This window comes from Pseudohalocynthiibacter sp. F2068, from assembly GCF_023015645.1.
Taxonomy (GTDB): domain Bacteria; phylum Pseudomonadota; class Alphaproteobacteria; order Rhodobacterales; family Rhodobacteraceae; genus Pseudohalocynthiibacter; species Pseudohalocynthiibacter aestuariivivens.
Genome location: NZ_JALKAK010000001.1, coordinates 393,750 through 407,296, shown reverse-complemented (window position 1 = coordinate 407,296; position 13,547 = coordinate 393,750). Strand labels below are relative to the sequence as shown.

Below are 13,547 nucleotides of genomic sequence, written 5' to 3'. Positions count from 1 at the left end.
TTTCGAACCGAGCCGGTTGCAGCAGTCGCTGACTTCGTCCAAAGATTTGTGCCATGGGAAAGATAATTCTGTTTAACAAACCTTTTGGTGTGCTTTCGCAGTTTACAGATGCGGGTACCGTTGGGTCTGCGCGAAGAACATTGTCAGAATTTATTGACGTGCCGGGGGTTTATGCGGCGGGTCGGCTCGATAAAGACAGTGAAGGCCTGCTGGTTTTGACAGATGACGGCAGGCTTCAGCACAAAATCAGTGATCCAAAACACAAAACATCGAAAACCTATTGGGTGCAGGTTGAAAGTGAACCAGGTGATGAGAAGCTGGATGAGCTTCGCAAAGGTGTTTTGTTGAGAGATGGCAGAACGTTACCAGCCGAAGTTAATCGAATTATTGAACCTCCCAATCTTTGGCGACGAAATCCGGCGGTACGTTACCGAAAGACGGTGCGAGACAGTTGGCTGGAAATAACGATCTCAGAGGGGAAGAACCGACAGGTTCGCCGTATGACCGCTGCAATCGGGTTTCCGACGCTCAGGCTTATCCGATACCGCGTTGGTGAATGGACGCTGGATGGGATAGAGTTGGGCAAATGGCGTGAAGGCTGAACTTTTAAGCTCATGCTGCAAACTTTATCTTGAACAGTTTTCGCAGAATCTGTAGCTGCGCCGATCTAAAGCTGCCCTAAGGTTAATGCCGTGAATGAACTTCAGACTCCCTATTACCTGATCGATAAAGCGAAGCTGGCTCGAAACATGGAAACGATTGCGAAGCTGCGTTCGATTTCCGGGGCAAAGGCGCTGCTCGCCCTGAAATGCTTTGCAACCTGGTCAGTTTTTGATGCTATGCGCCCGCATATGGATGGCACAACATCATCGTCGCTTTTTGAGGTGCGGTTGGGGCGTGAAAATTTTGGGGGTGAGACTCACGCCTATAGTGTGGCCTATAGCGACGGTGAAATTGACGAAGTTATCGGTTACGCTGACAAAATCATCTTCAATTCAATCAACCAGCTAGAGCGTTTTGAAAAAAAAGCAGCGGGTATTGAACGGGGTCTTCGTCTAAACCCTCGGGTAAGCTCGTCTGATTTTGATCTTGCGGATCCAGCACGCCCATTCAGCCGTTTGGGTGAATGGGACGCAGAGCGTATCGAAAAGGTGATTAGCCGCATCAGCGGTTTCATGATTCATTGCAATTGCGAGAATGCAGATTTTGATCTGTTCGATGCAATGCTGAGCAATATTGAAACCGATTTTGGCTCATTGCTTGCAGAGGTTTCATGGGTCAGCCTCGGGGGCGGCATTCACTTTACGGGTGATGGATACCCGGTTGAAAAGCTCTCGGCCCGACTAAAAGCCTTTTCGGAAAGGTTTGGAGTTCAGGTTTATCTTGAGCCTGGCGAAGCGGCGATTACAGGGGCGGCGACACTTGAGGTGAGCGTTCTGGACACGCTTTTTAACGGAAAGCACCTTGCCGTCGTCGACAGCTCGATTGAAGCACACATGCTCGACCTTTTGATTTACCGGGAACAAGCGAAAATCCTGCCGAACGAGGGTGATCACCGCTATATGATTTGCGGCAAGTCCTGTCTGGCCGGGGACATTTTCGGTGAATTCGCGTTTCCCGAGCCTTTGAAAGTTGGCGACCGAATTTCGATTCAGGATGCTGCGGGTTACACAATGGTCAAAAAAAACTGGTTCAATGGCGTTCAGATGCCATCAATCGTCGTGAAAGAACCAGGCGGCGAAATTCGTCTTGTTAAAGAGTTCGCCTACGATGATTACGCAGCCAGCCTGTCTTAGCAGGTCTATTTGTTGAAACTTGAAAGGGGTGAATGCGACATGAAACGGAATGTCCTTATCGTTGGTGCAGGTGGTGTTGCGCAGGTTGTTGCGCATAAATGCGCGCAAAATAATGACCTGTTTGGTGATTTGCATATCGCGTCAAGAACCCTTTCTAAATGCAAAATGATCATCGACAGCGTGAACGATAAAGATGCTATGAAAACACCCGGTGTGTTTGAGGCGCATCAAGTGGACGCAATGGATTCCGGGGCCGTTGCCGAGCTCATTCGTTCAACCGATGCAACGATCGTTATCAACGTTGGCTCTGCTTTTTTGAACATGACGGTCATGACTGCCTGTATTGAAACCGGTGCAGCTTATATCGACACCGCAATCCACGAAGACCCAGCTAAAATCTGCGAAACACCACCTTGGTACGCCAACTACGAATGGAAGCGTCGCGAGGAATGCGAAAAAGCAGGCGTGACTGCCATTCTGGGGGCTGGTTTTGACCCCGGTGTGGTGAATGCCTATGCAAAACTTGCGGCTGACGAATATTTTGACCGGATTGATGAGATTGACATCATTGATATCAACGCTGGCAGCCACGGTCAGTGGTTTGCCACAAATTTTGACCCGGAAATCAACTTTCGCGAATTCACGGGCGAAGTTTGGTCCTGGCAGGGCAGCAAATGGGTTTCAAACAAGATGTTTGAAATTGGCAAAGACTGGGATCTGCCGGTTGTTGGCACCCAGCGCGCCTACATGACAGGCCATGATGAAGTCCACTCAATCTCGCAAAACCTTGATGTGCCGAATGTGCGGTTCTGGATGGGGTTTGGAGAACGTTACATTACCGTTTTCACGGTCTTGAAGAACCTTGGATTGCTTTCGGAAAAACCCGTTGTTACGGCAGAAGGCGTAGAGGTTGTACCGCTGAAAGTGGTCAAGGCTTTGTTGCCTGATCCGGCCTCTCTCGCGCCCGAATACACGGGTAAAACCTGTATTGGGGATATTGTGAAGGGTGAATGGCAGGGTGCTGCGCGCGAAGTGTTCATCTATAACGTTGCAGATCACGCAGATGCCTATGCCGAGGTTGGAAGTCAAGGTATTTCCTACACGGCAGGTGTGCCGGCCGTTGCCGCAGCAATGCTGATCGCAACTGGTGAATGGGACGTGAAAAAAATGGCGAACATAGAGGAACTTCCTCCGAAACCTTTCTTAAAACAACTTGATACTCTGGGTTTGCCTACGCATATCCGTGACTAAAAAGGCGATCGCTTGCTGAGTTTCTAAAAAGTGTTTTGGGTTTGCCAAATGTGTTTGGCGATATGGCGTTTAAACCAAAAAAACAGAGAAAGTTCGACCGACACCTCTTTGACGATGTGTCGATCGAACTTCGTTTCTCCAACTTTCCTCAGACGCTGCTTTTTTATAGCGTCTTTTTCATCAGAATCCAGTTTTCACCCGGGTTCTTCCAGTCTTCCTTAACGATTGGACGCGAGGCAGTGGGTTTGTACCCGTGTTTTTCATACAGGCGGCGTGCACCTTTGTTTGCGTCTGACACGATGATGCTCATCTGGTCGTTAGTGCACGCGGCTTCGGCTTGTTTTAAGAGTTCAGAGCCAAATCCTTTTCCGCGGTATTCAGGAAATGCAGCCAAAACACTGACGTACTGTGTGGATAGCGCGAGGTTCTCCAACTCAATAAGTGGGACGAACATGGTCGGGGTATCCGGCGTTATCTCGTCAGGCTCATCACCAATTGAGTAGGTGATCAGACAGGCTGCAACGCTGTTATCAACGGAGATGACAAATGCATTTTTGTAGCTGAAGCTTCCGTCCGACCTTTGCGCCCGTGCCTCGCCAATCTCCCACGGGTCCTGACCGGGTTCCTCGAGTTTTGACCAAAAATGGTAAGGCATACCTTCGCCTGCGAAATTGATCAGATGGGCAAGGTGCATTCCGTCTTCCGGGCGGGCGGGGCGTATTCTTTGCGTTATGGTTTCCATATTGTCCTCCGCCGCCCTCTCATATCTGCGTCAATGAGAGGGCGGTTATCTTCCTTCAGGCGGCGTGTTCATGTCTGCAAGATCGCGCCATTGCTTCGATATGTCTGTGGTCAGTGCCACAGCAGCCACCAAAGACGGTCAGATTAGGCAATAACTCCGTCAATCCGACAACATCATTCCCCAATTCCTGCGGGTCGCCGTTATCCAACTCCTCAGAGTTGTCCAGTTCTTCGTGACTCATGCGGGATGCATTCGCCCGTACTCCGCGAATACGCTCGAGCCAACTTTCATTGTTCGCGATGGCGTCCACAAAATGGTCGGGGTGTGCGCAGTTGATCATGAAGTAGATCGGCGCATTGTCTGTTTCAATGTCGACCTGTTGAATGGCGTCCTTCAGGGTCTGACCCGAGGGCAGGCGCCCGTCAGTTTCAACCGTAAAGGAAATCACACAGGGGATGTTTCTGGCCCGGGCGGCTTTAGCGATACCTATAGCCTCTTCCACATAGGTCATGGTGAGTGCGGTAATCATATCGACACCAGAAGAATCGAGATAGGCGATCTGGGTCGCGTGATAGTTTTCGGCTTCCTTTGCTGTCATAAAACTGTTCGGGTTGTAACCATCATCATTCGGACCAACGACGCCGTTCACAATGTAGGGAGTCGTTTCAGTTTCGTTTGCGTCTCGGATTTCGTTCATTAATGTAACCGCGTCTTCGTGCGCTGCCCTAAGCGCGACATCTGAATATCCCAGTTCGTCCGCCCAGCGTTTGCTTGCCCGCCACGTAGGAGTGTCGAGAATAAATCCAGTCCCATTTGTTCTGGCGATATCGCAAAATTTTGCGAAGTAACGCTTTATCGCGGCGACACCTTTCTGGTCTTTCAGCAGCGTAAACGCCGCGAACAAGGGCAATTCAAACCCTTCGTTGAAAATAAGAACGGTTTCAAGTCCACCGTCAGTCAGGAACCGCCGCCCATCAAGCAGCGGAAGGTTCTTTCGGTATTTTGGGGTTGTCATTTCAGTTCCTCCGTTTTGATTGGGGGAACATCCAATTTGAGAGGCGATGAAACTAGTAGAGTTAAAGTTCTAAAAATTCAGAAAAAAATTACGTAGTTTATCAACGTGTTATGCCTTACTATACGTCCATAGATTTCCAAACCACCTAAAAACTGTACTTACGGTACAGTAAAATCGGAGCGATTACGTTGGCAAAGGGAAGTGAAACAAGAGAGAGGCTACTTGGCATCGCCGAGGTAGCTGTCCTTGAAAAAGGCTTTGGAGCAACCTCAATCGACGAAATTATTGCTGCAGCTGAAATTACAAAAAGTGGCTTTTTCTATCATTTCAAAGACAAGAACCATCTCGCGCGTGCCTTGTTGGTTCGGTACATCGAAAAAGAAGAATTCATACTTGATGATCTTTTCAACCGGTCGCGCGAATTGCATGACGACCCTCTGCATTCATTCCTTATTGGTCTGAAACTTTTCGCAGAGATGATGGAAGATCTATCAAGTGGCCACCCCGGATGTCTTGTTGCGACCTATTGTTATCAGGAACGTCTGTTCGATCAGGAAATCAGGGATCTGACCCGCGAGACAACCCTTGTCTGGCGCAAACGATTTCGCGACACATTCGATGAGATCACTGAAATATACCCTGCCAGAGATAGTGTGGATCTGGATGATCTGGCTGACATGGTCTCGAACACCGTTGAGGGCGGTATCATCATGTCCAAAGCGTTGCGCGACCCGGGTGTGTTGCCGAGGCAGGTCATGTTGCTTCGCTCTTACATCAAGCTATTGTTTTCACCGACGCGCAACTGATCCGGTCAGAATCTGGCCTGAATAGCTGAGGCAAGCCGTTTCTCGGCTAAATCTGATTTAGAAAGATGTTCCCGAAACAGGGAACTACAGTATTGAGGACGCCCAAACGAATACTGTTGCCATTCCGCTGTTTCGGGGAAAAGAAAGTTGTTGCAAGTAAGCTTAGACTGCCTGTTGTTTCACGTATTTTCAGCCAGCGGGAAGATACGGAATAGTTCCTGCAAGGTCGGTATCATCAATCATGTGAAAATTACTTATGCTACCTGCCTGACGGGCAGAGCCATATGGCGCATAAGCGGGGTCATTTGCGAAACCCAGCAATGCGTCTTTTGTCGGAAATTCCAGAATCGCAATCAACGTTGCATCCTTGTCTTCCCCTTCCAGCGTTTCGATATTGCCGCTTCGGGACAAATATTTGCCACCGTGCTTTTCAACAAGGTCGTGAACATTGGTAACATAGTCGGACACCCAACTGTCGTCTGTTACTTTGACCTCTGCAATAAGATACACGCTCATCGTTTGTCTCCCTTTTGTTTTTTTGTTCGCTTGTTTCAGGATAGTGGAACAGTAAGCGAGCGATATCTAGTTCAAAGTCTGAATCGACGAGTACAGTTTCTGAACTAGAGCGCCTGAGTTCTCTATTATACTCTGGTGAAAGAATGAAGGAGGCGTTGATGACAAATGCTGGCTACAAGCAGTTCTGCCCGGTTGCGATGGCATCAGAGATACTTTGTACAAGGTGGACAATGGTTTTGATGCGAGAGCTTGTCGCTGGAACGACGCGGTTCAATGATCTCAGGCGCGGGGTTCCGAAAATGTCACCGTCGCTCTTGTCGACCCGCTTAAAAGAACTTGAAGTTGCAAATATTATCGTGCGCCGACCTTGCCGCGGAGAACGGGGCGTCTTTGAATATCACCTGACCGAGGCTGGCAAAGACTTGCGATCTGTTGTCGAGGCACTGGGAGTTTGGGGTCAGAAATGGGTCGAGTCATCCTTGTCTTTGAAAAACCTCGATCCTTCGCTTTTGATGTGGGACATGCGCCGCAACCTCAACCCGTCGCCTTTGCCAGATCAGCGAACAGTGGTGAAATTTCTGTATTCTGATCTTCCTTCAAGTAAACGGGATTGGTGGCTTGTTATCGAACGCGAAGGCGACGTTGATTTATGCTGGTCTGATCCGGGGTTTGAAATCGACCTTTACGTCACCACAGACTTGAGAACGATGACCGCGATCTGGATGGGGCTTGGCACGGTGAAAAGCGAAAGTGAAAAGATAGAGCTGCTTGGTTCACGCGAAGTTGCGGAAACCATGCAAGTCTGGCTTGGCCTCAGCCCGTTTTCAAAACAAAAGAAACTGGTGGCTTGAAGCTGTTGAGAAGGGCGCGGAAATAGAGGTTCTAAATGCCGTTCTTCCGCGCCTCAGTTTTTGTCTGCTTTAACTGGGAATAGCCGCAGTTACGATAACTTCGACTTTCAGGCTTTCGCTTACAAGTTTCGCTTCCCCGCAGGCGCGGGCAGGCGCGTGCCCTTGTGGAACCCAAGCGTCCCAGACGGCATTCATCTCGGCTACATCCGCCATATCAGACATCCAGACAATGGCCTGAAGCATGTGTTCACGCGAGGATCTGACCTGTTCCAGCAATGCGTCTACCCGTGCAAGGCAATCCTTTGTCTGCTCGGTTACTGTCGTACCGCTCCCCACTTGCCCACAAAGATAGGCCACGTCATTGTGTATAACGACTTTGCTCATCCGCGTGCCAGTTTCGATCCGTTTTATCATTAAATCAGTCCTTTGGTTTCGTCTGTTAAAGTTTGTTCCAGAGTGGCAAGTTCGCCCAGCGTGATTGGTTTCAAAGGTGGGCGGATGTGATATGATCCAACAGCATCAGGTGTTGTACCTGTTTCTTGGGATAGCAGTTCAGTTACAGTCAATCCACAGTAACGTCCCTGACAGGGGCCCATACCGCTACGTCCAAACGCCTTGGCCTGATTAGGCCCTGTGCATCCCAGCCGCGCGTAGGCGCGGATATCACCTGCGGTGACTTCTTCGCACCTACAAATCACGGTATCGTCGGCGGGTTTTAGGACCTGATCTGATGGCGGATATGCCCTGTCCAGAAAGGGTCGTAATGCAAGTTCAGCAGATTGCAGGCGCAGTATTGGCGCAGCCCTCTTATCGCGGTCTGCCTTTGTTATAAACCCAAGGGCAAAGGCGACGTGTAACGCGCTGATTGCGCCAGCCTGTTCAGCGGCTTTTGCGCCACCTATGCCCGCTCCGTCACCCGCAACATAAACCGTCTCAAGGCTTGAGAGGCCCCATTCGTTTGTAATGGGATGAAAGCAGCGCTGCGCTGAACTCCACGCATGCTCAAGCCGCAATGAGCGAGTCGCTTGCGTATTGGGCACAACGCCCTGATGTAGCAAAACCAAATTGCATTGAATGCGCGTGGTTTGCCCACGATGGGTAAATGCAATCGCCCGAACTTCGGTATCACCTTCGATCTCTAGGTTCTCTGCGCCTGTAACGCGCATCACGCCTGCGCGTTTGATTTCGCTTAATAGCTTTGCGCCTTTCATCAGGTAACGCCAGCCGCGCAGTGCGTGGGGCAGGTGTCGCATGGCGTTTAGCAAATCACTTTTTGTCTGCGTCTCAATGATCGCCAGTGGAGGCTTTCCTGCGCGGATCATTTGTTGCGCGATCAGATAGATTAACGGGCCCGAACCGCAAATCACGGCGCGCTCTGCAACAAGGCCAGATTGCTTCAGCAATATTTGGGCAGCACCAGCTGTCATAACGCCAGGCAATGTCCATCCGGGGATCGGCACAGGCCGTTCCAGGGCACCCGTTGCAAGAATGACTTTTCGACCTTGGACCAGGCTGGCTTTTCCGTTTACGGAATACGCAACCGTCCCGTCTTCGCCAATTTTCCAAACTGTTGCATCCGTAACATGGGTAATGGAAGCACTTCGCATGGCCGTCACCAGCTCCAACCCATAGGTGTAGTCTTTTCCAAGGATATCGCCGCGTGTCTCGTCAGCCTTTGCAACGTTTCGGTAAATCTGGCCTCCGGCTGCGGGTTGCTCGTCGAGCAGTAGAACAGACAGGCCGATTTCTGCAGCGGTTACTGCGGCACTCATTCCGGCTGGACCGGCACCAACGATAACCAGATCAACCTCAGTCATTTTCAAGACCCTTGTCGCGATGCGCGCGTTCTATTTTCAGACCGGAAGTCACTTCGGTCATGCAGGCTTGCCGGGTTTCGCCGTCGATTTCAACCAGACAGTCGTAGCAGGCACCCATCATGCAAAAAGGCCCGCGTGGCGCGCCTGAGACAGGCGTATTGCGAAAATACCGCAAACCGGCTTCCAATAAGGAAGCAGCAAGATTTGCACCATCGGGCAAGATGTATTCAATACCGTCGAAGGTAACAGTTACGAGGTCATCAGAAGGGGAAATGTTATGAAATGGCGAAGCGTTGTTCACTGAACACCTCCAGATTTGGGGCCTGATCAGACCCGTCCAGCCAAGCGGGAAGGTAACGCGCATGTGCGGCCGCCAGCGTTATACCGCTGTGACATGTTACAAGAAATGCACCGGGCGTGGTTGAGGATTCCTGATAGATCGGAAAACCGTCGGGTGACATTATGCGTAATGCCCCCCAGCTTCGTACAAGTTTGGCTTTCGCCAGATCCGGGTAAACTGCAACGGCGCGCGCTGCGATTGCGGATGCTGTTTCCAGCGTCACCCGATCATCGAGACCGACTTCTTCCTTGCTGTCGCCGATCTGCACACTGCCTTCGTCCACCTGGCGGATTATTCCGGACGGGCGGTTCATCATTTTCGGCAGTTTTTCCGTGATCAGCACCTGGCCCCTTTGCGGACGGATCGGAGCAGAGAAACCAAGCTGGGGTCCAAGATCCATAGCACCAAGCCCGGCAGAAAGGACAACTTTCGGAGCTGCGTAAATCGTGCCGTCTTCGGCTTCGATCTCAAAAAGATCCCGCTTTGATATGCGTTTCACCGGGACCCCGCATTTTACGGTTCCGCCCATACGGCGCACATCGTCAGCCAGAGACTTCAAAAGCCGAAGCGGATTCAAATGCCCATCCTGATGATGAAGAATCGCGCCCGCAACGCGCGGGCCGATGTTGGGCTCTTCGCGTTTGAGTTCGTTGTGGCGCAGAACCTCAAAGGGGTAGTCACCGCCAAGCTCTTTTTTAAGGGTTTCAAATTCAGCTACCCTTTGCTCAAGGCTTTCCTCATCAAAATAGAAGTCATAGCCTCCAGCCTGCTGAAGCGCGAGGCTGTAGCCTGTTGACTCGCCCAACTCCGCTGAAAAATCCGCCCAAGCAGCTGCGGATTTTTGCGTCCAACGTGCATATGCGGGTTGCTTCAGGCCTTTTCCCTGAACCCAGACAAGGCCAAAGTTTCCGCGTGACGCGCGAAAGCTACCGTCATCCCCGTCCAGCACAAGAACGCGCCGCCCCCGTTTCAGCAGCCCCCAAGCGATTGAAAGGCCGACAATGCTGCCGCCGATTATTGCGTAGTCTGCTTCCATGGCCCCCAGGTCCGGTAAGGATGTTGTTGCCGACTCGGCGATGCGGGTTGACGCATCAAATCTATCAGACATTTAACTCTTTTATTTGCATCCTTTGTCAAGGATTGCCGACATGGTGTTTGGAAGGAGGCTGATTTTTACTTGGTGCCGTTTCAGTCCTTCAGACATTCGAAACAGTCATGAATGTTTTCATTGTATTCACTGGAAGGTTCACTCAATTAAGCATAGTCGTAGGGTATCTTACATCATTTGGATCAGAAAAGATGCGCGCATACTGGCAAGATGTTTTGAAGTCTATCTATGGAATTTCAGCTGAGCTTACACGCCTGAATGGTGAATATGATCTGAACTTTTTCGCAAAAGGTGACGATGGGAAAAACCACATTCTAAAAGTCATGCATGTGGGCTGTGACGTACAACTGGTCGATATGCAGTGCAAGGCGCTGCACCAGATCAAAAAATTTGCACCGGGTTTTCCGGCTCCCTTTCTTGTTCCGATACCTGATGGGCGGGGCTACGCATCGATGCCGGACGCGGCAGGGGTAATGCGTCATATCTGGGTGATGACTGCGCTTGATGGTGTCAGTTATGCGGATTTCAAGCCGCACTCGCTTTCATTGATAGAGTTCCTGGGCAGACAAATCGGGCTGCTGGATAAGGCGCTTGAACAGTTCGCACACCCCTATCTTGAACGGGATTTCAAATGGAACCTGACAAAGGCTGGCTGGATCAGGCCAAAGATTACGGTGCTTACAAATCCAGGCCGTAAAGCAATGGTATCTGAAGTCATTTCTGATTTTGAGGCGCTGGAACCTGAACTGGCAGCCTTACCAAAGCATGCGATTCACAATGACATTAACGACTACAATATTCTGGTGCGCGGCTCTTTGACCGGCATGCACGAAGTATCGGGATTGATAGATCTCGGCGATATGGTCACGGCACCTCGTGTTTGCGAGATTGCAATTGCAGGTGCCTATGTTGTGCTGGACCACGAGGAACCTGAAAATGCGCTTGCAGCGCTTGTCGCCGGATACCACAGCGTTCATCCGATCAGCGCTGCTGAAATAGACATGATTTACCCACTGCTCAGAATGCGCCTGGCTGTGAGCGTTGTAAATTCGACCCTTATGGCTGAGCAGACACCGGATGACCCATATGTCACAATCTCGCAGGCCCCGGCGTGGCGGTTTCTGGAAGGGCAGAAGATCGACGCTGGGTTAATGAGGGCGAGGTTACGTTGTGCCTGCGGGTTCCCGGTGACAGATGCCGCACCTCGTATCCATGCGTTCCTGAACGCAGAGCGCGGAAATTTTGCGCCCATCATGGGTGAGGACCTTGCAGATGCACCGATGGGCTCGCTTTCTGTTGCTGCTTCGACCACACCGCGAAACCCGTTTGATCTGTCACCACAAGAAGCGGCACTTGTCGGGCAGGAGTTTGAAGATCAGGGACGGATATGGTTGGGTTACTATGCAGAGCCCAGATTGATCTACACGGCCGACGTGTTCCGGAAAGGACCTTGGAAGGCGTCAAACAGACGAACGGTTCACATCGCCGTGGATGCCTTTGCACCTGCTGGCAGATCCCTTCACGCGCCGATGGAGGCAACCGTTGCCGTTGTTGAGAACAGGAACATGCATCTTGACTACGGCGGTGTTGTCATACTGAGCCACAAAACACCGGACGGCGATATATTCTATACGCTTTATGGCCATCTGGATCCGGAAGTCACGACCACGCTTAAAATCGGTCAGACCCTGAAAAAGGGAGAAGCCTTTTGCAAACTTGGTACGCCGGCGCAAAACGGTGGCTGGTCGCCACATGTTCATTTTCAACTGGCGCTGACGACTGACGGAATGGGCGACGACTGGCCCGGGGTCGCAGACCCGGATGAACTTTATCTGTGGCAAGAACTGTGCCCAAACCCGGCTGCTTTGCTGAATATTCCAGATGCGAAAACAGCCTATCAACCGGTTGAAATGGAAACTGTCCTTGAAAAGCGGCGGGTACATTTTGGCGGGAATTTGAAGCTGAGCTACGAAAACCCGGTGATGTTTCTACGTGGTTGGCGTCATCATCTGTTTGACGAAATGGGTCGTCCGTATCTTGATGCCTATAATAACGTCCCTCATGTCGGCCATGCGCACCCAAGGATACAGGCCGTTGCTGCTGACCAGCTAAAGAGGATGAATTCGAACACACGTTACCTGCATCCCGCGCAGACAGAATTTGCTGACAAAGTGCTCTCTAAGATGCCGGATCACCTGAGCATCTGCTTTTTCGTCAATTCAGGGTCTGAAGCAAACGAGCTTGCATTGCGCCTTGCGCGTGCGCATTCGGGTGGCAAGGATATGATAACGCCCGATCACGGCTATCACGGCAATACGACCGGTGCGATTGACCTGTCTGCTTACAAATTCAACAAACCGGGCGGGGTAGGGCAGCAGGACTGGGTACATCTGGTTGAAGTTGCCGATGACTACCGTGGCCGTTTTCGTCGGGATGATCCGGACCGGGCCGGGAAATATGCTGCTTTGGTTGATGACGCTCTTGATGAAATCGCGGCGCGGGGTGGCAAGCTCGCCGGATTTATCGCAGAAACCTTTCCAAGTGTTGGCGGCCAGATCATCCCACCCAAAGGGTATCTGGCAAAAGTTTACTCGAAAATTCGTGCAGCGGGCGGTGTCTGCATCGCCGACGAGGTGCAGACCGGACTTGGGCGACTTGGGGATTATTACTATGCAATTGAGCAACAATGCGCGAAACCAGACATCATTGTTTTGGGTAAGCCCATTGGAAACGGTCATCCGATTGGCGTGGTTGTGACAACGGCAGAGATCGCCAGGAGCTTTTCAAATGGCATAGAATATTTTTCGACCTTCGGCGGCTCAACGTTATCTTGCCGCACTGGAAAAGAGGTTCTTGATATCGTTGACGATGAAGGGCTTCAGGAAAATGCGCGCCTAATGGGAGGTCGGCTTTTGGACGGCCTTCGCAGCCTTCAGAAAAAGCACAACTTAATAGGCGATGTACGTGGGTTTGGTTTGTTTGTCGGTGTCGAACTTGTTCAGGATCGCGAAAGCCTTGCGCCTGCGACGGATGCTGCGGATTACGTTCTGAACAGAATGCGCGAGCACCGCGTTCTGATTGGTACAGAAGGTCCCCACGATAACATTCTAAAGATCAGACCGCCTCTGACAATTGAGGAAGGGGATGTCGATATGATTTTGGAAAAATTGAGTGGATGTCTGAGCGAGCTTGAGTGTTTCTCACCTTGCTGATGTAGTTTGTTGGTGTCTTCGTCTCCGCTCGGAGCAAGAGAAATATTTCAAATAAAAAAGCGCCGCAAAAAGCAGGCGCTTTATCTTTTTGTC

The 13,547-nt window shown here is 50.9% G+C and carries 13 protein-coding genes; 6 read left to right on the top strand and 7 right to left on the bottom strand.

Annotated elements, in window-relative coordinates; all coding sequences use genetic code 11:
• Positions 1 to 53: 53 nt before the first annotated feature.
• The 3 genes from MWU63_RS01990 (at position 54) to MWU63_RS01980 (ending at position 3,047) form a co-directional block, all read left to right on the top strand.
• Positions 54 to 602 (top strand): pseudouridine synthase, encoded by a 549-nt coding sequence (locus MWU63_RS01990; protein ID WP_247076801.1) that lies wholly within the window; start codon positions 54 to 56, stop codon positions 600 to 602.
• Between the two features lie 90 nt (positions 603 to 692).
• Positions 693 to 1,796 (top strand): carboxynorspermidine decarboxylase, encoded by a 1,104-nt coding sequence (gene nspC / locus MWU63_RS01985; RefSeq protein WP_348646202.1) that lies wholly within the window; start codon positions 693 to 695, stop codon positions 1,794 to 1,796.
• 39 nt (positions 1,797 to 1,835) lie between these two features.
• Entirely contained in the window at positions 1,836 to 3,047 is a 1,212-nt protein-coding gene (locus MWU63_RS01980) for a saccharopine dehydrogenase family protein (protein WP_247076799.1), read from the top strand.
• A 163-nt stretch (positions 3,048 to 3,210) separates the two neighbouring features.
• Here the strand turns inward: MWU63_RS01980 and MWU63_RS01975 are convergent, their stop codons facing one another.
• The gene (locus MWU63_RS01975; RefSeq protein ID WP_213887837.1) at positions 3,211 to 3,789 is read right to left on the bottom strand and encodes a GNAT family N-acetyltransferase; all 579 of its coding nucleotides are present in this window, start codon (positions 3,787 to 3,789) and stop codon (positions 3,211 to 3,213) included.
• Between the two features lie 55 nt (positions 3,790 to 3,844).
• Positions 3,845 to 4,804, bottom strand: coding sequence for a homocysteine S-methyltransferase family protein (locus MWU63_RS01970; RefSeq protein ID WP_213887838.1), 960 nt, complete (start codon positions 4,802 to 4,804; stop codon positions 3,845 to 3,847).
• A 188-nt stretch (positions 4,805 to 4,992) separates the two neighbouring features.
• Between MWU63_RS01970 and MWU63_RS01965 the strand changes: the two genes are divergently transcribed.
• Positions 4,993 to 5,610 (top strand): TetR/AcrR family transcriptional regulator, encoded by a 618-nt coding sequence (locus MWU63_RS01965; RefSeq protein WP_213887839.1) that lies wholly within the window; start codon positions 4,993 to 4,995, stop codon positions 5,608 to 5,610.
• A gap of 189 nt (positions 5,611 to 5,799) precedes the next feature.
• Here the strand turns inward: MWU63_RS01965 and MWU63_RS01960 are convergent, their stop codons facing one another.
• Complete coding sequence (locus MWU63_RS01960) at positions 5,800 to 6,126, bottom strand: DUF1330 domain-containing protein (RefSeq protein WP_213887840.1); 327 nt, start codon at positions 6,124 to 6,126, stop codon at positions 5,800 to 5,802.
• 158 nt (positions 6,127 to 6,284) lie between these two features.
• On the opposite strand from MWU63_RS01960, the gene MWU63_RS01955 reads away from it, so the two are divergent.
• On the top strand, positions 6,285 to 6,977 hold the full coding sequence (locus tag MWU63_RS01955) for a helix-turn-helix domain-containing protein (protein ID WP_213887841.1): 693 nt from the start codon (positions 6,285 to 6,287) through the stop codon (positions 6,975 to 6,977).
• Between the two features lie 69 nt (positions 6,978 to 7,046).
• Here the strand turns inward: MWU63_RS01955 and MWU63_RS01950 are convergent, their stop codons facing one another.
• The 4 genes from MWU63_RS01950 to MWU63_RS01935 are packed head-to-tail and all read right to left on the bottom strand — an operon-like array spanning position 7,047 to position 10,242.
• On the bottom strand, positions 7,047 to 7,391 hold the full coding sequence (locus MWU63_RS01950; protein ID WP_247076797.1) for a RidA family protein: 345 nt from the start codon (positions 7,389 to 7,391) through the stop codon (positions 7,047 to 7,049).
• Positions 7,391 to 8,794 (bottom strand): FAD/NAD(P)-binding oxidoreductase, encoded by a 1,404-nt coding sequence (locus MWU63_RS01945; protein ID WP_213887843.1) that lies wholly within the window; start codon positions 8,792 to 8,794, stop codon positions 7,391 to 7,393. Before MWU63_RS01945 ends, MWU63_RS01950 begins: the two co-directional genes overlap by 1 nt.
• The gene (locus tag MWU63_RS01940) at positions 8,787 to 9,095 is read right to left on the bottom strand and encodes a (2Fe-2S)-binding protein (RefSeq protein ID WP_247076795.1); all 309 of its coding nucleotides are present in this window, start codon (positions 9,093 to 9,095) and stop codon (positions 8,787 to 8,789) included. Before MWU63_RS01940 ends, MWU63_RS01945 begins: the two co-directional genes overlap by 8 nt.
• Positions 9,070 to 10,242: an FAD-dependent oxidoreductase gene (locus MWU63_RS01935; protein WP_247076793.1), complete on the bottom strand. Its 1,173-nt coding sequence runs from the start codon at positions 10,240 to 10,242 to the stop codon at positions 9,070 to 9,072. The genes MWU63_RS01940 and MWU63_RS01935 overlap by 26 nt, the downstream gene beginning before the upstream one ends.
• 191 nt (positions 10,243 to 10,433) lie before the next feature.
• Between MWU63_RS01935 and MWU63_RS01930 the strand changes: the two genes are divergently transcribed.
• Positions 10,434 to 13,454, top strand: a complete 3,021-nt coding sequence (locus MWU63_RS01930) for an aminotransferase class III-fold pyridoxal phosphate-dependent enzyme (RefSeq protein ID WP_247076791.1) — start codon at positions 10,434 to 10,436, stop codon at positions 13,452 to 13,454.
• The last annotated feature ends 93 nt before the right edge of the window (positions 13,455 to 13,547 follow it).

Excerpts from the sequence above, each read along its gene's own strand:
- MWU63_RS01990 (WP_247076801.1), top strand. The coding sequence starts at position 54 with ATGGGAAAGATAATTCTGTTTAACAAACCTTTTGGTGTGCTTTCGCAG.
- MWU63_RS01980 (WP_247076799.1), top strand. The coding sequence starts at position 1,836 with ATGAAACGGAATGTCCTTATCGTTGGTGCAGGTGGTGTTGCGCAGGTT.
- MWU63_RS01975 (WP_213887837.1), bottom strand. The coding sequence starts at position 3,789 with ATGGAAACCATAACGCAAAGAATACGCCCCGCCCGCCCGGAAGACGGA.
- MWU63_RS01970 (WP_213887838.1), bottom strand. The coding sequence starts at position 4,804 with ATGACAACCCCAAAATACCGAAAGAACCTTCCGCTGCTTGATGGGCGG.
- MWU63_RS01960 (WP_213887840.1), bottom strand. The coding sequence starts at position 6,126 with ATGAGCGTGTATCTTATTGCAGAGGTCAAAGTAACAGACGACAGTTGG.
- MWU63_RS01955 (WP_213887841.1), top strand. The coding sequence starts at position 6,285 with ATGACAAATGCTGGCTACAAGCAGTTCTGCCCGGTTGCGATGGCATCA.
- MWU63_RS01950 (WP_247076797.1), bottom strand. The coding sequence starts at position 7,391 with ATGATAAAACGGATCGAAACTGGCACGCGGATGAGCAAAGTCGTTATA.
- MWU63_RS01945 (WP_213887843.1), bottom strand. The coding sequence starts at position 8,794 with ATGACTGAGGTTGATCTGGTTATCGTTGGTGCCGGTCCAGCCGGAATG.
- MWU63_RS01935 (WP_247076793.1), bottom strand. The coding sequence starts at position 10,242 with ATGTCTGATAGATTTGATGCGTCAACCCGCATCGCCGAGTCGGCAACA.
- MWU63_RS01930 (WP_247076791.1), top strand. The coding sequence starts at position 10,434 with ATGCGCGCATACTGGCAAGATGTTTTGAAGTCTATCTATGGAATTTCA.